Origin of the sequence: Neisseria sicca (assembly GCF_014054945.1) — a bacterium.
Classification (GTDB): Bacteria; Pseudomonadota; Gammaproteobacteria; order Burkholderiales; family Neisseriaceae; genus Neisseria; species Neisseria sicca.
Window position 1 is genome coordinate 392,506 of the sequence record NZ_CP059566.1, and the last position, 22,548, is coordinate 415,053.

The following is a 22,548-nucleotide window of genomic DNA, read 5'->3' on the forward strand; positions in this document are numbered from 1 at the left end:
GATTAACAGATGAACAATCTGTTATTTCAATGGTAAGGACATCAAGGAGAAGGTAATGAAAAAACATGATTTTGAATCCCGCAAAGAAGCTTTGTTGAAAGACATTCAAGATGTAATGAACGATGTCGAAGAGCTGTACACCAAAGGCGTGGAAGCCGGCTCGGAAGAAGGTAAAAAAGCCAAAGCCAAATTGCAGGAAAAACTCGAAGCCGCCAAGGATCGTTTACACGATTTTCAAGAAGAAGCTGGCGACCGAATCAGATATCACGCTGACCGAGCACGCGAAAAATACGACGAATTTGAAGAATTGGCAGAAGAGCGTTTCAAAGAAGGCAAAAAACGCTTTGCCGAATTTGGAGAAGAAGCGGGCGACCGCATCAAACGCGGCGCACGCCAAGCCGATGCAGCCGTACACGACAAACCTTATTACGCAATGGGCTTTGCCGCACTGGCAGGCTTGGTCGTCGGCGTCTTGCTGAACCGCCGATAATCGGTCAAACAGGAATGCCGTCCGGACACGATTTTTAGAAGTCTTGTTCCGGCGGCGTTTGCTTATGAGGGGCGGCAAAGGTTTCAGACGACCCCAAAGCCTTCGGATTGTCCGTTTCGGAGCAATCAGGGAAATCGGAATATGGGTATCAGACAAAATATCGAACATACGAAAACGCTGCTGAATCAAGGTATTGATTTGCTTTTGCTGCGGTTGCAGATTTTGAATCTGGATTTGGCGGAGCAGGCGGAAAACGTGTTCCGCATCATCATATGGCTGGTCGTATCGGGCATATTGCTGCTGATTGCATTCATCAGCCTGCTTTTTGGACTAAACCGCGTGTTGTCAGATACTGCGGCGATATGGGTATTTTTCGGGATAACCGCCCTCAGCCTGATCGTCATTGCAATTTTGTTCGGCAAAGTCGCAAAAGACTGGCGCAGCCAAAACAACCAAATCGCGGCAACCTTGCAGGACATCCGGGCAGACATCGCCTGCCTGCGCGGTCAAGATATGCAGGAAGGAGGGGACGATGAATAAAACGGAACGCGATGAAGCACGCGAACTGCTGCAACTGGAAGCCAAACTCGTCCGCCTGAGGATTGAGGCATCGTATTTGAAACAGCGAAAATTGAAGGAACAGGAAGAACGCAAGTCGGACACGCTGATGAAGCTGCTGGATTTGGGCAACGAGCTGACGCAGACAAGCCTGCTGTATAAAACGGCAGGACTCGCCATTCCACGCAAGTACCGCTTCGGCGCACTGCTGGCAGCGTTTGCGTTGAAGGCTGCGATGAAGTAGATGGGATTAGAAAGAAGGTCGTCTGAAAGTTGGGTTTCAGACGACCTTTTTGTAATTTGTGGGATTCGTGGGTGAAGCCCACGCTACGGTGGTTTTCAGACGATTTTGGGTTGTCGGTGTAGGTTGGGATAACCGTATCCGACGGGATATTTTTCTGCCGTCATTCCCGCGCAGGCGGGAATCCACTTTTGAATTTCGGCAACTGTTTTTGAATATCTGTTTCTTAGGGTTTCCGATGGATTCCCGCCTGCGCGGGAATGACGGCTGCTGGAGGTATAGAGGCTTTTGTTTGCATTCGTTATATTTTTTGAAATGTCGCAGTCGGTCAGGCGATGTAGGAACGGTAGCGTGGGCTTTGCCCACGAATAACGATTGCTTGAAACATAAAAAGGTCGTCTGAAACTGTATTTTTCAGTTTCAGACGACCTTTGGTTTCAGAAAAGCATAGGGCGATACGGTATCACTATGCCTTAAACTTCAAGCCTTAACGCCAGTAGCGCCACCAAGGCATATCGTTCGGCTGCCATTGGTGTTGCAGGAACGGGCTTTGCGGGAAGTTGGTTTCCAAGACGCGGCGGGTGTCGGCGGCGAGTTGGGGTTTGTCCAGTTTTTTGTAAGCCAGCTCCATCATAGCGAGCGATTCTTCGACGTAGCGGGTATTTTGGTAACGCTCGACGATTTTTTGGGCGCGGTTGACTGCGGCGAGGTAGGCGCCGCGTTTCATGTAGTAGCGGGCAACGGAGATTTCGTTACCGCCCAAAGCGTCCACCAGTTTTGCCATGCGCTCGGTTGCGTCGGCGGCGTATTTGCTCTCCGGATAGCGTTGTACCAATTCGGCAAACGCTTGGTATGCGCTGCGGTTGGCTTTAGGGTCGCGGTCGGACCAGTCTTGCGAGGCGAGTTTGTTGAGGAAGGATTGGTCTTCGTTGAACAGAACCAAGCCTTTGAGGTAAAGCGCGTAATCCATATTCGGATGTTGCGGGTGATGGCGCTGGAAGCGGTCGATGGCGGCGAGGGCTTTTTCAGGCTCGTCGTCTTTGTAATAGGCGTATGCGGTGTCCAGCTGCGCCTGTTGCGCGTAGCGGCCGTTGGGGAAGCGGGATTCTAAAATTTCGTATAACTTGATGGCTCGCGTATAATTGCTGCTGTTCAACTCGTCATGCGCTTCGGCATAGAGTTTTTCCACGTTCCAATCTTGTGTGATTTGCGCGTCTTTATCGACCGTACCTTTATTGCTTGCACAGGCACCCAGTGCCAGACTTAACGAAACTACTAAAAGAATTTTTTTCATGCAGAATACTTCCTTTGATAATGAAGCCGATTATAGCGACGATTTAGACTTTACGTCAGCCCCCGAAGCAGAAAGTTGTGTTAATTTGACTGTTCCGCTGGAGCTTGCGGGCGGGCGGCTGGATGCAGTGTTGGCAAAGCTCATGCCTGATTATTCGCGCAGCCGCCTGACATCGTGGATTAAAGAAGGCGCGGTTATTGTAAACGATAAGCCTGCCCAACCCAAAGACAAAATGATAGGCGGGGAATCCATCAGCGTAACGGTACTTCCGAGCGAAGAGAATCTCGCGTTCAAACCCGAAGCGATGGATTTGGATATTGTGTACGAAGACGATACCGTCATTGTCGTCAACAAACCTGCCGGACTGGTCGTCCACCCCGCCGCAGGCAACTGGACGGGGACGCTGCTCAACGGTTTATTGGCGCATTGTCCCGAATTGAGCCAGATTCCGCGCGCGGGCATCGTCCACAGACTAGACAAGGAAACCAGCGGCCTGATGGTGGTCGCCAAAACCCTGCCCGCACAAAATTCCCTCGTGCAACAGCTTCAAGAGCGCACGGTCAAACGCATCTACCGCGCCGTCGCCAACGGCATCGTTCCCTTTGACGGCAAAATCGAAACCCAAATCGGACGCGATCCGCACAACCGCCTGAAAATGGCGGTCGTCAAATTCGGCGGCAAACCTGCCGTGACACACGTCAAAGTGTTGGAACGCTATCTTGCCCACAGCTACATCGAATGCTCGCTCGAAACAGGCAGGACGCACCAAATCCGCGTCCATATGCGCGAAGCCAACCACCCGCTTGCCGCCGACCCCGTTTACGGCAACCTGCGCCATCCGTGCAGCGAACCGGTAAAAGAAGCCGTCAAAAGTCTGGGCGCGCGTCAGGCTTTGCACGCCTACCGCTTAAGTTTCGTCCATCCGAAAACCGGCGAAACCGTCTCTTTTGAAGCCCCGATTCCCGACGATATTTACCACCTGCTCTCCGTCCTGCGCCTCGAAGCAGGCTTGGATTCGTCTTTGAGCAACGAAGAAGAATGGCAGGACAAACTCGGCACGGATGACGACGATGATTGGAACGAAGACGACTACGATGTCGAAGTGGTTTATGTGAGGGATTAAGATGTCTTCTTCAGATTTGGTAAATCTTGCACAAATGGACGGCGAAATGCAGTGGCTGGCGGGTTACGGCAATTTGTCGTCTGAAAAAACATACCGACTTGCCACTAAAGCTGCCATCGTTTCCATGATTGCGCTACCCGTATGGGTGGGTATGTTGATTATGGAGGATATGGAGATTCTGAACATAGGCTCCGGTTTCTTCTTCCTGTCATTTCTTTTGATAATGATTTTGCCCTTCCTGTATTTGTCTCTATCATCCAAAAAAAGAGCATTGGAAAAATTACAGGATGAGTCTTGGCAATACGACCCTGTCAAACGTGTACTGACGCATTGGGAAGGCAGCGAAATCGTTATGGAATATCCTCTTTCTGAGAATGACCACTTATCAATAATCAGATGGAGAAGCAAAGGCTACAGAGAATCTTTTACGTTGGAATATCGCCGCCCGTATCCCGCACCATACGTTCAAATTTTGACTTTTATTTATAGCAAGCCGTCAGACAAAAAAGATTTCGCGGCTGCCGCACAAAATATTGCCAAGCAGATGAATCTGCCTTTAGATGAAAACGGTTTGTACAACTAGTCTGATCAGACTTTTCATACCAATATCGCATTCAATATATCGAGAAGTCGATTTAAAACGAGTAGCTTAGGAGATGATGATGAGTCATAAGGAGCAAGTTTGGCGAGATGCTTTTAGATTAGACGATTTATCTGAAATTGACGGGAATTTTTTATTGGCAATTGCTGCTGCAAAAAAAGAATTTGATGGTTATTCGCAAGGTAAATGGGATCTGAAAAACTATATTATTTGGTTAAATATTTCCGAAAATGGAGAATTTGCCAATATCGGCTTTATACCCAAAATAGATGAAATGGTGGGTGGGATATTTTTTGAAATTCCTTATAGAGGACTATATAAATATGGTCGGGGTTATGAGTTTTATTACCGACTGGAAGATACGGAATTATTGGAAGTAGTGGGGATGCGTTAATACGCAATTGTATTATTTAAATGACCTTGATTACTTTCTAAGGCAGATGGGAATATTCAGGCGATACGGTTGAAAAAGCTTACTTGCCATACTGAATGGTCAATTTAAGATAGAGGATTTAGGTGCCGACATGAGTTATCAGGAAAAAGTTTGGAGAGATGCTTTTGAATCTGATTATTTATTTAGATTAGATGGAAGTTTGTTATTGGTAATGGCTGCGGCTAAAAAAGAATTTGATCGTTATTTGCAGAATCAATCGGATTTGAGGAACTATACTATTTGGTTCAATATTTCCGAGAATAAAGAATTTGCCTGTATCAGTTTCCTGCCCAATCAAGGAGAAGATAAGCATGGTCGGGGTTATGACCTTTATTACCGATTGGAAAACACAGAATTATTGGAAGTCGTAGAGATGCGTTAATACGAAGCCGATAGACGCATTCCTTTCAAACCTTTCCTTACTCAGATAAAAACATGAAAACCATCACAGAAACCTTAAACCTCGCCCCGCAAGGCAAAAATTTCCTGACAGCCGATTGGCCTGCGCCCGCCAACGTGAAAACCCTGATTACCACCCGCAACGGCGGCGTGAGCCAAGGCGTGTATCAAAGTTTGAACCTCGGTTTGCACGTCGGCGATGATCCTGACGCCGTGCGCCGCAACCGTGAAATCGTGCAGGAACAGGTCGGGCTGCCCGTTGCCTACCTCAATCAAATCCACAGCACCATCGTCGTCAACGCTGCCGACGCATTGGGCAACACGCCCGACGCAGACGCTTCGGTGGACAACACAGGCAAAGCCGCCTGCGCCGCGATGACTGCCGACTGCCTGCCTGTCTTGTTCTGCGATAAAGCCGGTACGGTCGTCGCTGCCGCACATGCAGGCTGGCGCGGTTTGGCGGGCGGCGTGCTGCAAAACACCATAGCCGCAATGAATGTCGCGCCCGTCGAAATCATGGCATATCTCGGCCCTGCCATCGGCGCGGACGCATTCGAAGTCGGACAAGACGTTTTCGACGCATTTTGTGCCCCCATGCCCGAAGCGGCGGACGCATTCGAAGATATCGGCGGCGGTAAATATCTTGCCGACATCTACGCACTGGCGCGTTTGGTTCTGCGCCGCGAAGGGGTGGACATGATCTACGGCGGCACACACTGCACCGTCTTGGAACGCGACACTTTCTTCTCTTACCGCCGCGACGGACAAACCGGCCGCATGGTCAGCCTGATTTGGTTGGCGGAATAAAGCGCGGTAAACCGTGTATCCGATATTTGACTGAAAAAAGCCGTTGTTAAGCGTATCGGTTCCAATATCGTTAAGGTCGTCTGAAAATATCGGTTTCCTCAATTTCAGGAACGGTTTTCAGACGACCTTTGTTCGTTGTATCCTTTAGATAAATCAGGCGGTATTTGTCATTGCATGTGACGCTATTGAGGTCGTCTGAAAAATTGTAAAACTTTCCGTTGAAGAAAAGTAATATAGAGACCCAAGCCATCCAAAATCAATTTAACGCTGTATCTGCGTAACATGACGGTCAATGCTATGAACGATAAACTGATTCAAACCTTTGCCAAAACTTTTGGTCTTCCTTACAAGCAAGAGCCGCAAGAATTGCCGCCGTTGGAAGGCGGGCGGCATCTGTATTTGGGCGCGTTGGACGGGTTTTACCGCCATATGGACGGCGCGTGGCGGAGTGAAAACCCGCTTGCCGATTATTGGCTGGAAATGGAAACCCTGTTTTTGCAATGGCTGACTTATGCAAGGCTGCCGGATATTTGGAACGATTGGGCGTTTGGCTGGGACATCAAAGCCGAACAATATCTGTCGATAGAAGGCTGGCGCGAAGAATGGGCAGTGTTTGGCGTAATGTCTGACGATTCGATTCTTTTTGCCGATACCGCTTCACCTGACAGCCCTGTTTATTGGCTGATGACCGGTTACGGCACGGTAGAAAAACGCCGCCTTGTTGCGCCGTCCGTGGCTGCCCTGATGCAAACTTTATTGGACATTTATGATTTTGAACAGAAATGGCAGGGGGAGGGCAGGGAGGTTTATGATGAAGAAGGCTGTTGTACGGTTGCAGAATTGAGTGCGGCATTGCACGAGTTGCTGTACCGGGAACTGCCGCACGAATGCGCGGCAGGGTTTGAAGAAGCGTTTTGGGGATGATGTTGGCTTGAGGTCGTCTGAAAAAACGAATAGCAGATTAAGGAAATTCTGATGAACACCGTTTCCATCCAAAACCTTTCCCACCGCTACGGCAAGACCCTTGCGCTTGACGATGTGTCGCTGGACATTCCGAAAGGCGCGACGGTCGGTTTGATCGGGCCGGACGGTGTGGGCAAATCGACGCTGCTCTCGCTGATGGCGGGGGTGAAGGTGATTCAGGACGGACGGGTGGAAGTGTTGGGCGGCGATATGGCGGACAAGGACGTGCGGCGGGATTTGTCGCACCGCATCGCCTTTATGCCGCAGGGTTTGGGGCGCAACCTGTATCCTACCTTGTCGGTGTATGAGAATATCGATTTTCACGCGCGGCTGTTTGGTTTGGACGGGCAGGAACGCACGCGGCAGATTGCGCGGCTGATGGAGGCGACCCGCCTTGCGCCGTTTTCCGGCAGGGCGGCGGGCAAGCTATCGGGCGGGATGAAGCAGAAGCTGAGTTTGTGCTGCGCGCTGGTGCACAGCCCGGATTTGCTGATTCTGGACGAACCGACCACGGGCGTGGACCCTTTGTCGCGCCGCCAGTTTTGGGCGTTGGTGGACGATTTGCGGCGGGAACACGCGGGCATGACCGTGATTGTAGCGACCGCCTATATTGAAGAGGCGCAGCGTTTCGAGCGGCTGCTGGCGATGGACGCGGGCAGGCTGCTGGAAAACAAGCCTACCGCCGATGTGCTGGCGGATTACGGCACCGATGTGTTGGAAGAGGCCTACGTCAAAATGCTGCCGCCGGAGAAACAGCAGGGTTCGGGCGGTTTGGACATTACGCCGTTCGTCCCCGATCCCGATGCGCCGCCCGCGATGGAAGCGCTCGGGCTGACCAAGCGTTTCGGCGATTTTACCGCCGTGGACCATGTCAGCTTTACCATTCAAAAAGGCGAAATTTTCGGCTTTCTCGGCAGCAACGGCTGCGGCAAGTCCACCACCATGAAAATGCTGACCGGCCTGTTGGAAGCGACCGAAGGAGACGCCACGCTGTTGGGCAAGCCGATAGACGCGGGCGGCTTGGACACGAAAATGCGCGTCGGCTATATGTCGCAGGCGTTTTCGCTGTATGAAGAACTGAGCGTGCGCCGCAATCTGGATTTGCACGCCAGACTCTACCAGATGGGCGCTAAAGGCGCGGCGGCGGTGGAAGAAGCCCTGCAACAGTTTGATTTGGCGGACGTTGCCGACACCGCGCCCGCATCGCTGCCGTTGGGCATCCGCCAACGCCTGCAACTGGCCGCCGCCTGCCTGCACCACCCCGAAGTGTTGATTTTGGACGAACCGACTTCAGGGGTCGATCCCGCTGCGCGCGATATGTTCTGGCGGCATCTTCTGAAACTCTCCCGCGAAGACAAAATCACCATTTTCGTTTCCACCCACTTTATGAACGAAGCCGCCCGCTGCGACCGCATTTCCTTTATGCACAAAGGCCGCGTGTTGGCGGTGGGCACGCCCGCCGAACTGGCGGCAAGGCAGAATGCGCCGGATTTGGAAGAAGCGTTTGTGCAGTATCTGATTGAAGCGGAAGGTGGGGAAGGTGGGGAAAGGTCGTCCCGCCAGGAGGCTGCGCACTCTGAAAGTGATCAACGCGAGTTGCTCCAAAATACAGACGGCGTGCGTGAACAAAGTTCACACACCCTACCGGCGGAAAATCCGGCCGTAGGGTATTCGGCACAAGCCACGTACGCGGAAGGGGGAACGGATGACAGGTATTTTGAACTTTCAGACGACCTTCAAGGAAAAGATACAGGGTCGTCTGAAACTCAAAACGGCGTGCGTGAACAAAGTTCACACACCTTACGAGACAACCCAAACACTGACACCTTCAAATACCGTTTTTCCATGATTTGGACCTTCGCCCGCCGCGAAGCCAAAGAACTCCTGCGCGACAAAATCCGCCTGTTTTTTGCCGTGTTCGGCCCGTTGATTATCATGGCGTCGGTATCGTGGGGGATTTCGTTTGACGTGCGGAATCTGAAATTCGCCGTTTACGACCGCGACCAAACCGCCGCCAGCCGCGAGCTGGTCGAATATTTCGAAGGTTCGCGCTACTTTCTCCAACAGCCGCCGATACAGTCCGAAGCCGAAATCGACACCGTGCTCAAAAGCTCCGGCGCCATATTGGTCATCGATATTCCGAGCGGTTTCGGGCGCGATTTGGCGCGTGGACTCAAACCCGAAGTCGGTTTTTATGTGGACGGCTCCATGCCGTTTAACGCCACCAATATCCGCGGCTACATCGGCAGCCTGATCACCGCCTACACCAAAGACCGCATCGCCGAAAGCGGGCTGCCCGTTTCGCTCAAAGCCCCCGCCGGCATCGAACCGCGCTTTATGTACAATCAGGATTTCGACAGCATCAACGCCATCGCCCCGGGCGTGATGATGCTGGTGTTGATGATGATACCCGCCATGATGTCGGCGGTCGGCGTGGTGCGCGAACGCGAAATCGGTTCCATCGCCAATTTCTACGCATCGCCCGCCGCCGTGGCGCAATATCTGATCGGCAAACAGCTTCCCTATATCGCCGTCGGCATGGTCAATTTCGCCGCCATGATGCTGATGATTATTTACCTGTTCGGCGTACCGCTCAAAGGCTCGTTTGCCGGACTCGCCGTCGGCACGCTCTTGATGGTGTCCGCCAGCACCGCGCTGGGGCTGCTGATTTCCTGCTTCGTGCGCTCCCAGCTTGCCGCCATCTTCGCCACCGCCATCATCACCATGATACCCGCGCAAACCTATTCCGGCTTTCTCTACCCGCTGTCCACCATGGAAGGCGGCGCGCTGATTATCGGCAAAACCTTCCCGTCGTCGTGGTACTACACCGTCAGCGTCGGCAGCTTCACCAAAGGGCTGCACACCGCCGACCTGCTGCATGAATATGCCGCCATCGCCGCCTTTGCCGCCACCAGCCTGATTCTGGCGTGCGTGTTGTTGAAGAAGCAGGAGAAGTAGAAAAAGGTCGTCTGAAAACTCAGCAGGCGGGTCTTGATGCCCGACCCGAACCTTAACCCACGATTAAAGAAAGAAACGCCATGAACCGAACAACCCTGTTTGACGGACTGGCCGAACGCTACGGCGCGGCGGCGGAATATCCGTGGGCGAAATCCCCCGACTTTGCCGTGTTCCGCCACACGGGCAACCGCAAATGGTTCTGCCTGTATATGCCCGTGCCGTCTGAAAAACTGGGCAGGGGCGAGGGCGGTCTGACGGAAATCGTCAACGTCAAATGCCGCCCCGAACACATCGGCGCATGGCGCGCGACGGCAGGCATCCTGCCCGCCTACCACATGAACAAAGAACACTGGTTGAGTATCGTATTGGCGCAAACGCCCGCAGAAAACGTGTGGCGGCTGATAGACGACAGCTTCATGCTGACGCGCTAGGATTGGTTAATTTCACACATTAGATACAAGAGAACATGATGACTGACATTACCCTTATCCCCGTTCAAGAACACGAAAAAGACGAGTTTATCCGCGCCTTGCAGCAGTCGTTCAGATTGGCGGTGGCAGACGATTTGGACGACGGAGAAGAAGTTATCAGCCGAGAAGAAATCGAAGAATCCATGAATGCACCCAAAGCAGAGAGCTATCACATTGTTGCCGACGGCGAAAAAGCAGGCGGCGCGGTAATTGTCGTCAATGCCGAAACGGAGCGCGGTTCGTTGGATTTGCTATTTATGTTCCCGCAGAAACACGGGAGCGGCTTGGGCGGGAAAGCGTGGCGTGCGATAGAGCGGCTGCACCCCGAAGTACGCGTGTGGGAAACGCATACGCCGTATTTTGAGAAGCGCAACATCCATTTCTACGTCAATAAATGCGGCTTTAAAATCGTAGAGTTTTTCAATCCGCACCACCCCGATACCACTAGACCGCAAGCAGCGGGGCAAGATGAAGCGTTTGAATATTTCTTCCGTTTTGAAAAAGAAATGCCGCAACAGCCGTAGGATGTACTTTCTTGTCTTGAGCTTTTCAGACTTTATTTATTAAATTTCAGGAAAAAACATGAAAACCATAGGCATCATCGGCGGCATGAGCCCCGAAAGCACCGTGCTCTACTACCAAATCATCAACCGTGAAACCAACTGCCGCTTGGGCGGCAACCGCAGTGCCAAAATCCTGCTCGACAGCGTGGATTTTGAAGAAATCGTCCGTTTGCAGAAAAGCGGCGATTGGGCGGCGGCGGGAAACGTGTTGGCGCAAAGCGCGCGGAAGCTCGAAGCGGGCGGCGCGGATTTTTTGCTGCTCGCCACCAATACCATGCACAAAGTCGCCCCCGCCATCGAACAGGCGGCCGGCATCCCCTTGCTGCACGTCGTCGATGCGACTGCCGCCGCCATCAAACGTCAGGGCTTGTCCGCCGTCGGCCTGCTCGGCACGCGCTTTACCATGAGCGACGGTTTTTATACAGAGCGGATGGGTTCGCAGGGCGTGAAAACCATAGCTCCGACCACCGCCGAACAAGACGAAATCCACCGCATTATTTTTGACGAACTGTGCCTGAACCGCATCCGCCCCGAATCGGCCCGCTACTTTTACGACGTGATAGGTCGTCTGAAAAACGAAGGCGCGCAGGGCGTGATACTCGGCTGCACTGAAATCTGCCTGCTTGTGAACGAAACCGACAGCCCGCTGCCCGTGTTCGACAGCACCGCCATCCATGCGTTCTCGGCGGTGGATGCGGCGCTGGAGGAATAAGTGGGACTCCTGATTAAACTGCTACGGAGTGGGTTTGCCATTTCGTATCAGTTTATCCGTAGTCCCACCCATGATGCGGCAAACGTCAAATTTCACGATATGGATGTTATCCGCTTATGAGGAGTAAACTTTGTGAATAATTTTGACGGTTTTTCCGTTGCGGTTAAATTCCGTATCGGTATGAGTGCCTGAAGCGCAATCCAAACTTTGGTATTCCATATTGATATGGTTGGGATTTTTACGGCGCAGTTTGAAGGACCATTCAAAGGTTTCGGGTTGTGCGTTTTCCGTGTTGCCGCAGTCCATTTTTTCTTTACCGTTCAGAGTCAGGTTTTTGCGCGGCAGGGTGGAAGGAACGGTTTTAGAGTAGGGCGCTTCGCCGTTGTAACCTTGCTTCATAAAGGCGGAGTAGGCTTGTTGCAGCGAACCGGTATAACGGCATTCGTAGCGGGTCACGATGGCATCGAGTTCGGGGTTGCCCGTGGATTTCGGGCTTTCATGGCAGGACAGATTGCCGGCAAAAGCGGCAGGGGAAGCGAGAAGCAGGCAGAGCAGTAAAGGTTTGACGGACATCATAGTTCCTTAGATTGGGTTGATGAAATAGGTCGTCTGAAATCAAAGCTGATCCCAAATGACCTTATTTGAAAAACATAATTATACATCGTCGGTCTGACCAAACGAGTTGGATTGACCAATCGGCATGGTAGCCGATTCCATATGCGTTGTCTTTATCCGCTGCGTTTCGACGGATTTTTTGGGAAAAAACAGACTCTATTGTGTGTACACGGCGAACCTGCTGCCGGACTTTTAATGGGAAAACCGAGGCTGTAAAGCCGAAAACAGCCGGACAATTTTTCAGACGGCCTTTGAGAAAGCAAGCTACCAACAGGAATCCCCATGCGTACCCTGAAAAACATTCTGACCCTGATGCTCAAAGAGTTCCGCAGCGTGCTGACTGATCCGGTGCTGATGGTGCTGATTGGGTATATCTTTACCGCCACGATTTATCAGATGTCACAGGTCGGATCGGATTTGAAAAACGCCACTGTCGGCATCATCGACCAAGACCGTTCGGTCTTGTCCATGCGTATCCGCGATGCCGTGCAGCATCCGTTTTTCAAACCGGTAGAGGACGTGCGGCGCGAGGATTCGGACGAATTGATGGACAAGGGCGAGTTCACCTTTATTTTGGAAGTGCCGCCCAATTTTCAGCGCGACATGGCGGCGGGGCGCAATCCTGATTTGCAGCTTTTGGTTGATGCGACGTCAATGACGCAGGCGGGGGTGGGCGCTTCGTATCTTTCGCAAATTATCAACCGCGAAATTTACGAATTCACCGGCGTGACGCGGCCGGAGTTAATCAGCCCCGTCATCAATACTTATTACAATCCCAACGGCGAGAGCGCGTGGTTTATGCCGACTTCGCAAATCGGCTCGATGTCGTGTATGTTGCTGATTTTATTGACAGGGGCGGCGGTTATCCGCGAACGCGAACGCGGCACAATCGAGCATCTGCTGGTGATGCCGGTCAATGCGTTCGAACTGATGATGGGCAAAGTGCTGGCAAATGCCGCCGTGATTTGGGTGGCAGCATTGTCGTCGCTGTGGTTTATCGTGCATTTGAGCATAGGCGTGCCGCTCATCGGCTCGGTGCCGCTTTATGCGGTAGGGCTGGCGTTGTTCCTGTTTTCGGTGGCGTCGCTGGGCATCATGATTGCCACGTTCGCATCGACGATGGGACAGTTCGGTATGCTGATGCTGCCGGTGTATATCGTGATGAACCTGTTTGCCGGCGGCGCATCCCCGCGCAGCAACATGCCGCACGCGGCGCAACTGATCAGCGAATATTGGCCGCTGACGCAGTTCGTCAAATTCTCGCAAGACATCCTGTTCCGCGGCGCGGGGATTGAAATCGTGTGGGGGCATATGCTGATCATGGGCTGTATCGGCGTAGGATTCTTATGGCTGGCATTGTTGCGGTTTCAAGGGATGCTGGAACGGCAGGGTTGAGGTTGCTCCGCCAAGGATTGCTAAAAAGCAAACCTGACGGTTTGCTGCCCTCTCCCTAACCCTCTCCCACGGGGAGAGGGGATTGAGGATGCTGAAATCCAACTATGCTTTGGATTTCCAGCCAATTTGTCCCTTCCTCACGCGGGAGAGGGATTGAGGAGACTGAACCCCAACCATGTTTGGGATTCCCAGCTAATTTGTCCCTTCCTCCCGTGGGGGAGGGAGTTGAGAATACGGAACCCCAACCGTGTTTGGGATTTCCAGCCAATTTGTCCCCTCTCCCCGCGGAAGAGGGTTAGGGAGAGGGCGGTAAGCCGCAGGCTTACATTCAGGTTTCGCAAAAAATCTTCTGAAAGGTCGCTCCAACAGGAGAACGCACATTCTGAAGCCGTTGCGGCAAATTTTATAGTGGATTAACTTTAAAACAGTACGGCGTTGCCTCGCCTTAGCTCAAAGAGAACGATTCTCTAAGGTGCTGAAGCACCAAGTGAATGGTTCCGTACTATCTGTACTGTCTGCGGCTTCGTCGCCTTGTCCTGATTTAAATTTAATCCATTATATTTATGTGTAAGATAAACAAAAGGTCGTCTGAAAACCAAAATTCAGGTTTTCAGACGACCTTTTTACTTCCTTAACAACTTTACCTGACGCGCTTTACCTGCCCGACTGTGTCCACACGTTTTGCAGGTAGGCGTAGGTCAGCTCGGCGGTGCCGGAGACCAGCGCGATGTCGCTGCCCAAGTCTTCGGCTTTGCCCACGCCGATGGGCAAGGCGCCGGAGGCTTTGATGGCGGCGACGCCGGCGGCGGCGTCTTCGATGCCGATGCATTGGCGGATGTCTGCGCCCACGCCCTCGGCAGCGGCGAGGAAGATGTCGGGGGCGGGTTTGGAATGCGCGACGGCGGCAGGGTCGGCGACGGCGTCGAAGAAGTGGGTTAGCCCCATGCGTTCCAGTAGAAACGGACCGTTTTTACTGGCGGACGCGAGGGCGATTTTTTTGCCGTTTGCCCTCAATGCTTCCAGCAGCGGCAAAATGCCGGGGTACACGTCTTCGGGTTTGACTGCCTGAATCATCTCCAAGTAGTTGTCGTTTTTGCGGCGGGTCAATTCGGCGAACTCGGCTTCGCCGACGGTTTTGCCGCCGTGCGCGAGGATGCGTTTGAGCGAATCGTCGCGCGACACGCCTTTGAGCTGCTCGTTAAACTTGCGGTCGATGCTGATACCCAGTTCTTCGGCGAGCTTTTTCCATGCGCGGTAGTGGTATTCGGCGGTGTCGGTGATGACGCCGTCGAGGTCAAAGAGGACTGCGGTGAAAGTCATTTTGCGCCCTCCTTATTTTTCCAACGCGGCGGTATGGCTGCCGTTGAGCGTGATGTCTTTGCCGTACACCTGCAATTCGAGCGGCTCGCCTTTGAGCAGGGTGAAGACGACGTTTTCTTTGCCGACGGCGACTTTAATCAGACGGCCGCGGTAGTTAATATGGAAGGCGTAGCCTGTCCACGCACTCGGCAGGAACGGTGCGAAGCTGAGTTTGCCGCCCCAGGTTTTCATTTGGGCGAAACCTTGGACAATGGCGAGCCACGAGCCGGTCATGGAGGTGATGTGCAGGCCGTCTTCGGTGTCGTTGTTGTAGTTGTCCAAGTCCAGGCGGGCAGTGCGCTGGTACATTTCCACGGCTTTTTCTTCTTTGCCCAGTTCGGCGGCAAGGATGGCGTGGATACACGGCGACAGCGAGCTTTCATGCACGGTCATCGGTTCGTAGAAGTCGAAGTTGCGGCGTTTTTCGTCGATATTGAAACGGTCGCCGAAGAAATAGATGCCTTGCAATACGTCCGCCTGTTTGATGAAGGGCGAACGCAGGATTTTGTCCCACGACCATTTCTGGTTGAGCGGCAAATCGTCGGGCGAAAGCGCGGACACAGGGCGGATGTCTTTGTCGAGGAAGCCGTCGTGCTGCACAAATACGCCGAGTTCTTCGTCATACGGACGGTACATATTCGCGCTGATGTCCGCCCATTTTTCCAGCTCGGCGGCGCTCACGTTCAAATCCGGACGCGGGTATTTCGCCAAGGCTTCGCGGGTGTAGTCCAATACCCATGCGGCGAGGGTGTTGGTGTACCAGTTGTTGTTGATGTTGTTTTCGTATTCGTTCGGGCCGGTTACGCCGTGAATCATGTATTTGCCGTTGCGTTTGGAGAAGTGGACACGGTCCGCCCAGAAGCGGGACACTTCGACCAAGACTTCCAAACCTTCTTTGGCAAGATAGCTTTCGTCGCCGGTGTAGTTGGTGTAGTTGTAGATGGCGTAAGGAATCGCACCGTTGCGGTGGATTTCCTCGAAGGTGATTTCCCATTCGTTGTGGCACTCGATGCCCGTAAACGTCACCATAGGATAGAGTGCACCCGCCAAGCCCTGTTCGCGCGCGTTGTGTTGCGCCTGCGGCAGTTGGTTGCGGCGGTATTGCAGCAGGTTGCGGGTAACTTCGGGTTCCGCCAGTGCGAGGTAGAGCGGCACGGCGTAGGCTTCGGTGTCCCAATAGGTCGCGCCGCCGTATTTTTCGCCGGTAAAGCCTTTGGGGCCGATGTTCAGGCGTGCATCTTCGCCGTAGTAGGTGGAGAACAGTTGGAACAGGTTGAAGCGGATGCCTTGTTGCGCTTCGTCGCTGCCTTCAATAACCACGTCGGCGATTTCCCAACGGTGCAGCCAGCCTGCTTTGTGCGCGTCCAGCAAGGTTTCAAACGCAACGCCTGCAATTTTTTCCGACAAGGCGCGGCCTGCGGCTTTCACCGCTTCCAAGCCCTGATAATCGCGGCTGGTGGTAACAATCACGCGTTTTTCGAAGGTTTCGGGCGTGCCGCCGACTTCGGCTTCGAAAGAATTGGAGACCTGCCAGTCGGTTTGGCTGCCGCCGAGGGCTTTGAAGCTGCCGGCGAAGGTTTGCTCGGCGTTGACGATAAATTGTTCCACGCCGAAGGGATTGGCGACGGTTTGGGTGGCAATGTAGGAGCGGTCGTCTGAAACGCCTTTGTCCAATACCTGCCAGAATTTTTCTTCGTAGTTGGAGTCTTCGTTTTTCACGTCGGCGTCGATGATGGAATCGATGCGGACTTGGTGGGTTTTGCCGTCAACAGATACGGCTTCCCAGCGGATAAGAGCCAGCTCTTTTTGCGCGACGGACAGGAATTTGCACACATCGAAACGCACGCCGAATACGGTGAACGAGCGGCGCAACACGCCGTGCTGCATATCGAGTTCGACGGAGAAGCCGGCAACGTCGTTTTTCGCCAAATCCACTTCCTGCCCGTCGACAAAGATTTTGACTTTGCTGAAATTGAGCGCGTTGATGGCTTTGCCGAAATATTTGGGATAGCCGTTTTTCCACCAGCCGACGCGGGTTTTGTCGGGGAACCACACGCCGGCGATGTAGGTGCCCAAGTGGCTGTCGGCGGAATAGGTTTCCTCAAAGCTGCCGCGCATACCCATATAGCCGTTGCCCAAGCTGGTCAGGCTCTCTTGCAGCCGTTTGTGTTCTTTTTCCAGTTTTGCCGAACGCAGCGTCCAAGGGCTGACTTCCATGATTCTTGTATACATCGTAAAGCTCCTGTTTTGATGGTTTTATGGCAAACCGTTTTGAAATACGGTTCGTCTTACTTAAATCAAATAAAGCGTCGGCAGAAGTTTCAGACGACCCTCCTGCCGATAAATGAAGAAAATTATGCGTCGCCGTGTGTTTCTTTAATCAGGAACACGGAAAACGCGCCCAACAGCAGGACAACGCCCCCTACCAAGAACATTTTGGCCTGCAACTCGCCCAGCAATGGGAACAATTTGAAGCTCCACAACGAAGCGACGATTTGGGGCATACAGATGGAGCCGTTGAACAAGCCCAAGTAAGTGCCCATGTGTTTGCCTGACAAGGCGTTGGTCACAATCGTCAGCGGATAAGTGATGATGCCCGCCCAAGCGATGCCGATTAAGATGTAAGACAACACCAGCGCGTATTGGTTGCTGAAGTAGCAAACGGAGAAAAAGCCGAGCGCGCCCAAAGCCAGGCAGCTGAAATAACCCGCCTTATGGTATTGGTTGGGGATTTTCGCCAATACAAACGAACAAATCACCGCCGCAACCGACTGCACCGCCGCCAATACACCGTACCAGTTGCCCGCTTCCTGATAGCCTACGGAAGACGCATCGGTCGTGTGCCAAACGTTTTCCGCAATCGCGCCAGCGGAATAAGTCCACATATATTGGAAAGCGAACCAGCAGAAAAACTGCACCAAAGTAACCGTCCAAAACGCCTTAGGCGCGGTTTTCAAGAGTTCGAACCAGTTGGCTTTTTCCTGATTCGCTGCCACATCGATGCCGTGGTAGCGGGCGTAGGTTTCCGGGTCGTATTCCTTCACTTTGAAAATCGTGAACGCACTGGTAATCACCAGCAACGCCGCGCCCACATAAAACGCCACAACCACGGTCTGCGGCACGACGCCTTTCTCGGCAGTATTCGCCAAACCGATATACGCGAACGCAAACGGCAAGACCGCCGCCACAACCGCGCCCGTATTCGCCAAGAAGCTCTGAATCCCGTAGGCGTAGCTTTTCTGCTCTTCGTTGACCATGTCGCCGACCATCATTTTAAACGGCTGCATCGCCATATTCGACGACACGTCCAACAGCGCAATCATCAGTGCGCCGAACGACAAAGCCGCCAGCGACGCATAGCCGAAACCGAAGCTGCCCGAGTTCGGCATCAGAATCATCACGATAACCGCAATCAGCGTGCCGTAAAGCAGATACGGCAGACGGCGGCCGCCCAAGCGCGGCTTCCAAGTGCGGTCTGAGTAATAACCGACAATCGGCTGCACCAGCATCCCCGCCAACGGCGGCAGGATAAAGAACCAGCCGAGGCTGTGCGGGTCGGCGCCGAGCGTCTGGAAGATGCGGCTCATCTGCGAGCTTTGCAGGGTAAAGGCCGTCTGAACGCCGAGAAAACCGAAACTGAGCATCCAAATCGTGCTTTTCGGCAGCGAGGGCAAGCCCTGCCGCGTGGGTTGCGTATTGTCCGACATGAGGTAGTCCTTTCGTTTTTTTGTAATAAAACCGGTTTCGGTAAACATCATTGAGTAATGGATACCGATAAAAGGGGGCGTGTTGTGACAGCGCATGATGTTGAGTCGCGCGGGTCAGGGGTCGTCTGAAAACGAAGACAGAAGACGGTTTCAGACGACCTGATGTCCACATCACACTAAGCTATTTTTTAATCAACAGTTCGGGCAATTCAGCCCCATCGGTGCAATTTCGGTAACGCAGGCAGCGGCTAAACCATAATCATCGTTATGATGAAGTCGGTTTGGGAGGGACATCGGGCTGCGAAGCGGCAAGAAATTGTTTAAGGAATTCAATTAAAGAGGAGGCGTCCTCACTTGGATAACAGTCGGATAAAACCATTTTCCGTGCTTGTCACGGATAGAAAGCGTAACGTTCAAACATTTGTTTTCAGACGGTTTTGAGTAACGTGTCATCAGTAAAAACGCGCAGGGGATGTTGTCGGAAGAGTAGGGTGGGCGCGATTTGCTGAGGGATGGTATTGTTGTTGTGAAGCATCTGGTATAGATAAGCGGGGTCATTATGTTTTAAAACATACATGCTGGCAAGTGGCTATAAGTACCATAGTTGACTATCCGCAAAGTTTGAGTGGAGAAGCAAAGAAACGGCTTGCAAGCTGTTTACTGATTCGTCCTATTTTCCGTAGGGTATATCGGGAAGTCGGCAGAGAGTTTGGAGGCAGGGTATGCAGGTCGTCTGAAAACGGTTCATCCTGTTTTCAGACGACCTTTTTTGACAATGTGATACACTGTCATTCTGGCGACATAAATTATAGTGGATTAAATTTAAATCAGGAAAAGGCGACGAAGCCGCAGACAGTACAGATAGTACGGAACCATTCACTTGGTGCTTCAGCACCTTAGAGAATCGTTCTCTTTGAGCTAAGGCGAGGCAACGCCGTACTGGTTTAAAGTTAATCCACTATATCGATGCAAAGCCAAACGCTTCAGGAATACAAATTGAACATCCTCATTACTTCTCCCCGTGCGCCCGTTGCGCTGGAATGGGCGCGGTTCGCCAAACGCGGCGGGCATCAGGTTGTGTTTTGCGACAGCCTGCATTTTCCGGTCGGCATTTTTGCCGGATTGGGCGGATACCGCCGCATTCCCGCGCCGCGTTTGGATTTCGCCGGCTATGCGCGTGCTATGACGGAATTGGTAGCGCAGGTGGATTGTGTGATTCCGACCTGTGAAGATATTTTTTATTTGGCGAGGCTGGATTTGCCGGAATCGGAGCGCGCTAAATGTTGGATGCCCGATTATGAAACGTTGTTCACCCTGCATGACAAATTCCGTTTTTTCGAGCGGATGCCGCAGGATATGACGGTGCGTTTTCCGGCTACGCGCCGAATTACATCGGTCGGTGAGGTCGGATACGACAGCGTGAAGAAAACGGTATTGAAGCCCGTTTATTCGCGTTTCGGTCGTTCCGTAATACGCGGCGTAACGGAAGGTCGTCTGAAAAACATCCATATCAGTGCGGATTATCCTTGGGTGCAGCAGGATTTCATTACGGGGCAGGGGGTGTGCAATTATGTGATTTGCGAACACGGCAGCGTGTTGGCGCATGCCGCCTACCGCCCGCGCTACCTGCTCAATGATTCGGCATCGACCTATTTCGAGCCGCTTTCCGACCCGCGTTTGGACGAATTTGTGACGAAATTTGCCGAGCAAAACGCGTATCACGGACAGGCGGCTTTTGACTTTATTGATGACGGAAACGATTTGTGGCTGTTGGAATGCAACCCCCGCGCGACCAGCGGTCTGCATCTTTTACGCGAGGATTTGATATTTGACGGAGCAGGGCGCTTGCAGCAACGGAAACACAACACGCCATCCAAACCTTTACGGGTCGGCGCGACCTTGCCGCTGCTTTTCGGTTATCGGGCTTGGAAAGAGGGAAAATGGACGGCGCTTTGGCAGGACTTCCGCCGAGCCGATGATGTGATTGCCGATTTGCCTTTCTATGCGCAATGGCTGGCATTGGGCGAGATGATGTGGCGCAGTATCCGGCATCATAAGCCTTTAACCAGCGCCAGCACTTTTGATATTGAGTTTGACGGCGATGAAAACTGATCTGTCCCACGAATTTTCGGCATTGTTCCGAGACATTCCGCTGCAACGCCTGTTTGCCAATATGAATGCCCGCGCCGAGGCTTTGAATATCGACGGTTTGGATATTCCCTGCACCGTCATCGACCGGATCACGCCTAATTGCTATACCGCGTCGCCGCATTCGGCAATCGTGGATTATGCGAGGGACGAGTTGGTCAAACTACCCGGCGGGCAGCGTATGCTTGCTGCCGGTTTGTTGTCGGCATTAAGCGGCATTTTGCGGCTGAATCAGATTGACCGTATGGTGACGCTGAACAATTATTGCCTCTCTACCAATAGCTTCTCTGAGGCTTTTCAGACGACCCCAATGTCGAAGCTGACCCAAGCCGCCGTCGCAAAATGGCCGAAGCATGCTTTGTCCGTCCGTTCGCTGAATCCGCGCCAGCATAAGGATTTGATTGAACGGTTGGAACAGCTCGGTTGGAAAATGGTGGTGACGCGGCAGGTTTACATTATGGACGATTGGCAGGCAGTCATGGCAAAAACCAATGCCAAACGCGACCGCAAGATATTTAATGACGGACGTTATGTTTTTGAGCGTTTGAATGCCGACAGTCCCGATGCGGATTTTGAAGCAGCGGTGCATTGGTACAACCGCCTGTATCTGAACAAATATTCCAAGCAAAACGTACAATTTACCGCTGAATTTATGCGCGAAGCCGTATCGCGCGATATCTTGAATTTATTTCTACTGCGTGACGGCAAAACCGGTGAAAGTGCCGGAGTATCAGGCGTGGTCATCGACAGCAATACCGCTACTTCGCCCATCGTCGGCTACGATGATGCCAAGCCGCAAAGTGATGCCTTATACCGCCGCTGCATGACGCGTTCCATGCAAACCTGTATCGAAGCGGATGTCCCTTTAAATTTCAGTTCCGGTGCGCCTGATTTCAAAAGGGTACGCGGCGCAGTACCTGAAATCGAATATATGGCGGTCTATACGTCCCATCTCCGACCTGCGCGCCGGCTTATTTGGAAGCTGTTACACGCATTGAGCCAGGGGTATTACAAAAAAATCCTGATTAAATACAAACTGTAAACATAAATATTGAACTTAAAAAACGGAGTACATCATGAAAAAAACGTTTTTACTCATCTGCCTTGCCGCCACTGCGGCCGCATCCGCCGAAACGATATCGTTGGAAGTATCGGGCAATCCGGCATTCCGTCAATATTCCGCAAATGCAAAGGTAGAGCCTGCGTTCAAATCCATACAAAACGAATGCGGTGATTTTGCCGTTGCGCCTGTTTCACTTTCCCCGAAAAAGGACGCCAAATATTTCGTCGCAGTCTGCACAATGGGCGGCAGCGCATTGACAGAATTCCAAATCCTCTCCAGCGGACGCGGCAAATCAAAGGTCTTGTTGGAAGACGGAGGCTATGGAATCAATATCTTGCCGAAACAACATAACGGCTTGCGCGATATCGCCGTTACAGAAGGCAATGCAGGATATTGCACCGAAACGCGTTACCGCTTTAATGGAAAAGCTTACCGCCCCTATAAACGTAAGAGCTGCCTAGGTTAATCCATGCTGTAAGTTTCAAAAGAGGTGTATCAACATATAGTGGATTAACTTTAAACCAGTACGGCGTTGCCTCGCCTTGCCGTACTATCTGTACTGTCTGCGGCTTCGTCGCCTTGTCCTGATTTAAAGTTAATCCACTATAAAAGTTGATTCAACATCACAATCAAATAAAACGACACAAAC

22 protein-coding genes and 1 pseudogene are annotated in these 22,548 nt (G+C 52.4%); 17 read left to right on the forward strand and 6 right to left on the reverse strand.

The features are described from left to right. Window positions 1–55 precede the first annotated feature (55 nt). The 3 genes from H3L95_RS01960 (at window position 56) to H3L95_RS01970 (ending at window position 1,292) form a co-directional block, all read left to right on the forward strand. Window positions 56–490, forward strand: a complete 435-nt coding sequence (locus tag H3L95_RS01960; RefSeq protein ID WP_003755533.1) for an ElaB/YgaM/YqjD family protein — start codon at window positions 56–58, stop codon at window positions 488–490. Between the two features lie 141 nt (window positions 491–631). Next, on the forward strand, window positions 632–1,030 hold the full coding sequence (locus H3L95_RS01965; protein WP_003755531.1) for a phage holin family protein: 399 nt from the start codon (window positions 632–634) through the stop codon (window positions 1,028–1,030). Next, window positions 1,023–1,292 carry a hypothetical protein gene (locus H3L95_RS01970; protein ID WP_003755528.1) on the forward strand — a complete coding sequence of 90 codons (270 nt, stop codon included), beginning with the start codon at window positions 1,023–1,025 and terminating at the stop codon, window positions 1,290–1,292. The genes H3L95_RS01965 and H3L95_RS01970 overlap by 8 nt, the downstream gene beginning before the upstream one ends. A gap of 484 nt (window positions 1,293–1,776) precedes the next feature. Here the strand turns inward: H3L95_RS01970 and H3L95_RS01975 are convergent, their stop codons facing one another. Further along, entirely contained in the window at window positions 1,777–2,583 is an 807-nt protein-coding gene (locus H3L95_RS01975; protein ID WP_003755523.1) for an outer membrane protein assembly factor BamD, read from the reverse strand. On the opposite strand from H3L95_RS01975, the gene rluD reads away from it, so the two are divergent. The 10 genes from rluD to H3L95_RS02025 all read left to right on the forward strand — a co-directional run bounded on the left by rluD (window position 2,582) and on the right by H3L95_RS02025 (window position 11,612). Next, entirely contained in the window at window positions 2,582–3,706 is a 1,125-nt protein-coding gene (gene rluD / locus H3L95_RS01980; protein WP_003755525.1) for a 23S rRNA pseudouridine(1911/1915/1917) synthase RluD, read from the forward strand. The genes H3L95_RS01975 and rluD overlap by 2 nt on opposite strands. Window position 3,707: 1 nt before the next feature. Then, a complete protein-coding gene (locus H3L95_RS01985; RefSeq protein ID WP_040667880.1) occupies window positions 3,708–4,289 on the forward strand; it encodes a hypothetical protein in 582 nt (193 codons plus the stop codon). A gap of 73 nt (window positions 4,290–4,362) precedes the next feature. Then, a complete protein-coding gene (locus tag H3L95_RS01990) occupies window positions 4,363–4,701 on the forward strand; it encodes a hypothetical protein (RefSeq protein ID WP_003755519.1) in 339 nt (112 codons plus the stop codon). A 130-nt stretch (window positions 4,702–4,831) separates the two neighbouring features. After that, window positions 4,832–5,122 carry a hypothetical protein gene (locus H3L95_RS01995; RefSeq protein WP_003755517.1) on the forward strand — a complete coding sequence of 97 codons (291 nt, stop codon included), beginning with the start codon at window positions 4,832–4,834 and terminating at the stop codon, window positions 5,120–5,122. A 53-nt stretch (window positions 5,123–5,175) separates the two neighbouring features. Next, on the forward strand, window positions 5,176–5,946 hold the full coding sequence (pgeF, locus tag H3L95_RS02000; protein ID WP_003755515.1) for a peptidoglycan editing factor PgeF: 771 nt from the start codon (window positions 5,176–5,178) through the stop codon (window positions 5,944–5,946). A 297-nt stretch (window positions 5,947–6,243) separates the two neighbouring features. Further along, the gene (locus H3L95_RS02005; RefSeq protein WP_040667879.1) at window positions 6,244–6,870 is read left to right on the forward strand and encodes a hypothetical protein; all 627 of its coding nucleotides are present in this window, start codon (window positions 6,244–6,246) and stop codon (window positions 6,868–6,870) included. A 51-nt stretch (window positions 6,871–6,921) separates the two neighbouring features. Beyond that, a complete protein-coding gene (gene rbbA, locus H3L95_RS02010; RefSeq protein ID WP_003755510.1) occupies window positions 6,922–9,867 on the forward strand; it encodes a ribosome-associated ATPase/putative transporter RbbA in 2,946 nt (981 codons plus the stop codon). 80 nt (window positions 9,868–9,947) lie between these two features. Then, entirely contained in the window at window positions 9,948–10,298 is a 351-nt protein-coding gene (locus tag H3L95_RS02015) for an MmcQ/YjbR family DNA-binding protein (RefSeq protein ID WP_003755507.1), read from the forward strand. Between the two features lie 35 nt (window positions 10,299–10,333). After that, complete coding sequence (locus tag H3L95_RS02020; RefSeq protein ID WP_003755506.1) at window positions 10,334–10,861, forward strand: GNAT family N-acetyltransferase; 528 nt, start codon at window positions 10,334–10,336, stop codon at window positions 10,859–10,861. A 58-nt stretch (window positions 10,862–10,919) separates the two neighbouring features. Next, window positions 10,920–11,612 carry an aspartate/glutamate racemase family protein gene (locus H3L95_RS02025; RefSeq protein ID WP_003755504.1) on the forward strand — a complete coding sequence of 231 codons (693 nt, stop codon included), beginning with the start codon at window positions 10,920–10,922 and terminating at the stop codon, window positions 11,610–11,612. A 114-nt stretch (window positions 11,613–11,726) separates the two neighbouring features. Here the strand turns inward: H3L95_RS02025 and H3L95_RS02030 are convergent, their stop codons facing one another. Continuing rightward, entirely contained in the window at window positions 11,727–12,188 is a 462-nt protein-coding gene (locus tag H3L95_RS02030) for a phage tail protein (protein WP_259345823.1), read from the reverse strand. A 321-nt stretch (window positions 12,189–12,509) separates the two neighbouring features. Between H3L95_RS02030 and H3L95_RS02035 the strand changes: the two genes are divergently transcribed. Then, entirely contained in the window at window positions 12,510–13,622 is a 1,113-nt protein-coding gene (locus H3L95_RS02035; RefSeq protein WP_003755497.1) for an ABC transporter permease, read from the forward strand. Between the two features lie 654 nt (window positions 13,623–14,276). Here H3L95_RS02035 and pgmB read toward each other — a convergent pair. From pgmB to H3L95_RS02050, 3 genes are all read right to left on the reverse strand, one after another. Then, window positions 14,277–14,942, reverse strand: coding sequence for a beta-phosphoglucomutase (pgmB, locus tag H3L95_RS02040; protein ID WP_003755491.1), 666 nt, complete (start codon window positions 14,940–14,942; stop codon window positions 14,277–14,279). 12 nt (window positions 14,943–14,954) lie between these two features. Continuing rightward, window positions 14,955–17,213: a glycoside hydrolase family 65 protein gene (locus H3L95_RS02045; protein ID WP_003755489.1), complete on the reverse strand. Its 2,259-nt coding sequence runs from the start codon at window positions 17,211–17,213 to the stop codon at window positions 14,955–14,957. Window positions 17,214–17,335: 122 nt separating this feature from the next. Further along, window positions 17,336–18,688: an SLC45 family MFS transporter gene (locus tag H3L95_RS02050; RefSeq protein ID WP_040667897.1), complete on the reverse strand. Its 1,353-nt coding sequence runs from the start codon at window positions 18,686–18,688 to the stop codon at window positions 17,336–17,338. Window positions 18,689–19,684: 996 nt separating this feature from the next. Here H3L95_RS02050 and H3L95_RS02055 point away from each other — a divergent pair. From H3L95_RS02055 to H3L95_RS02065, 3 genes are read left to right on the forward strand one after another with little or no spacing between them, the layout of a single operon-like run. Next, window positions 19,685–20,800 (forward strand): ATP-grasp domain-containing protein, encoded by a 1,116-nt coding sequence (locus H3L95_RS02055; protein ID WP_241429691.1) that lies wholly within the window; start codon window positions 19,685–19,687, stop codon window positions 20,798–20,800. Continuing rightward, window positions 20,790–21,878 carry a GNAT family N-acetyltransferase gene (locus tag H3L95_RS02060; protein ID WP_003755475.1) on the forward strand — a complete coding sequence of 363 codons (1,089 nt, stop codon included), beginning with the start codon at window positions 20,790–20,792 and terminating at the stop codon, window positions 21,876–21,878. Before H3L95_RS02055 ends, H3L95_RS02060 begins: the two co-directional genes overlap by 11 nt. 34 nt (window positions 21,879–21,912) lie before the next feature. After that, window positions 21,913–22,365, forward strand: coding sequence for a hypothetical protein (locus H3L95_RS02065; RefSeq protein ID WP_003755473.1), 453 nt, complete (start codon window positions 21,913–21,915; stop codon window positions 22,363–22,365). A 31-nt stretch (window positions 22,366–22,396) separates the two neighbouring features. On the opposite strand, the pseudogene H3L95_RS13985 reads toward H3L95_RS02065, so the two are convergent. Next, window positions 22,397–22,507, reverse strand: a pseudogene (locus tag H3L95_RS13985) (IS5/IS1182 family transposase); the annotation flags it as partial. Window positions 22,508–22,548 lie beyond the last annotated feature (41 nt).

Excerpts from the sequence above, each read along its gene's own strand:
- H3L95_RS02065 (WP_003755473.1), top strand. The coding sequence starts at position 21,913 with ATGAAAAAAACGTTTTTACTCATCTGCCTTGCCGCCACTGCGGCCGCA.
- H3L95_RS02035 (WP_003755497.1), top strand. The coding sequence starts at position 12,510 with ATGCGTACCCTGAAAAACATTCTGACCCTGATGCTCAAAGAGTTCCGC.
- rbbA (WP_003755510.1), top strand. The coding sequence starts at position 6,922 with ATGAACACCGTTTCCATCCAAAACCTTTCCCACCGCTACGGCAAGACC.
- pgmB (WP_003755491.1), bottom strand. The coding sequence starts at position 14,942 with ATGACTTTCACCGCAGTCCTCTTTGACCTCGACGGCGTCATCACCGAC.
- H3L95_RS02005 (WP_040667879.1), top strand. The coding sequence starts at position 6,244 with ATGAACGATAAACTGATTCAAACCTTTGCCAAAACTTTTGGTCTTCCT.
- H3L95_RS02050 (WP_040667897.1), bottom strand. The coding sequence starts at position 18,688 with ATGTCGGACAATACGCAACCCACGCGGCAGGGCTTGCCCTCGCTGCCG.
- H3L95_RS01995 (WP_003755517.1), top strand. The coding sequence starts at position 4,832 with ATGAGTTATCAGGAAAAAGTTTGGAGAGATGCTTTTGAATCTGATTAT.
- H3L95_RS01975 (WP_003755523.1), bottom strand. The coding sequence starts at position 2,583 with ATGAAAAAAATTCTTTTAGTAGTTTCGTTAAGTCTGGCACTGGGTGCC.
- H3L95_RS02025 (WP_003755504.1), top strand. The coding sequence starts at position 10,920 with ATGAAAACCATAGGCATCATCGGCGGCATGAGCCCCGAAAGCACCGTG.
- H3L95_RS02045 (WP_003755489.1), bottom strand. The coding sequence starts at position 17,213 with ATGTATACAAGAATCATGGAAGTCAGCCCTTGGACGCTGCGTTCGGCA.
- H3L95_RS01985 (WP_040667880.1), top strand. The coding sequence starts at position 3,708 with ATGTCTTCTTCAGATTTGGTAAATCTTGCACAAATGGACGGCGAAATG.
- H3L95_RS01960 (WP_003755533.1), top strand. The coding sequence starts at position 56 with ATGAAAAAACATGATTTTGAATCCCGCAAAGAAGCTTTGTTGAAAGAC.
- H3L95_RS02060 (WP_003755475.1), top strand. The coding sequence starts at position 20,790 with ATGAAAACTGATCTGTCCCACGAATTTTCGGCATTGTTCCGAGACATT.
- H3L95_RS01965 (WP_003755531.1), top strand. The coding sequence starts at position 632 with ATGGGTATCAGACAAAATATCGAACATACGAAAACGCTGCTGAATCAA.
- H3L95_RS02015 (WP_003755507.1), top strand. The coding sequence starts at position 9,948 with ATGAACCGAACAACCCTGTTTGACGGACTGGCCGAACGCTACGGCGCG.
- H3L95_RS01970 (WP_003755528.1), top strand. The coding sequence starts at position 1,023 with ATGAATAAAACGGAACGCGATGAAGCACGCGAACTGCTGCAACTGGAA.
- H3L95_RS02030 (WP_259345823.1), bottom strand. The coding sequence starts at position 12,188 with ATGATGTCCGTCAAACCTTTACTGCTCTGCCTGCTTCTCGCTTCCCCT.
- rluD (WP_003755525.1), top strand. The coding sequence starts at position 2,582 with ATGCAGAATACTTCCTTTGATAATGAAGCCGATTATAGCGACGATTTA.
- pgeF (WP_003755515.1), top strand. The coding sequence starts at position 5,176 with ATGAAAACCATCACAGAAACCTTAAACCTCGCCCCGCAAGGCAAAAAT.
- H3L95_RS02020 (WP_003755506.1), top strand. The coding sequence starts at position 10,334 with ATGATGACTGACATTACCCTTATCCCCGTTCAAGAACACGAAAAAGAC.
- H3L95_RS01990 (WP_003755519.1), top strand. The coding sequence starts at position 4,363 with ATGATGATGAGTCATAAGGAGCAAGTTTGGCGAGATGCTTTTAGATTA.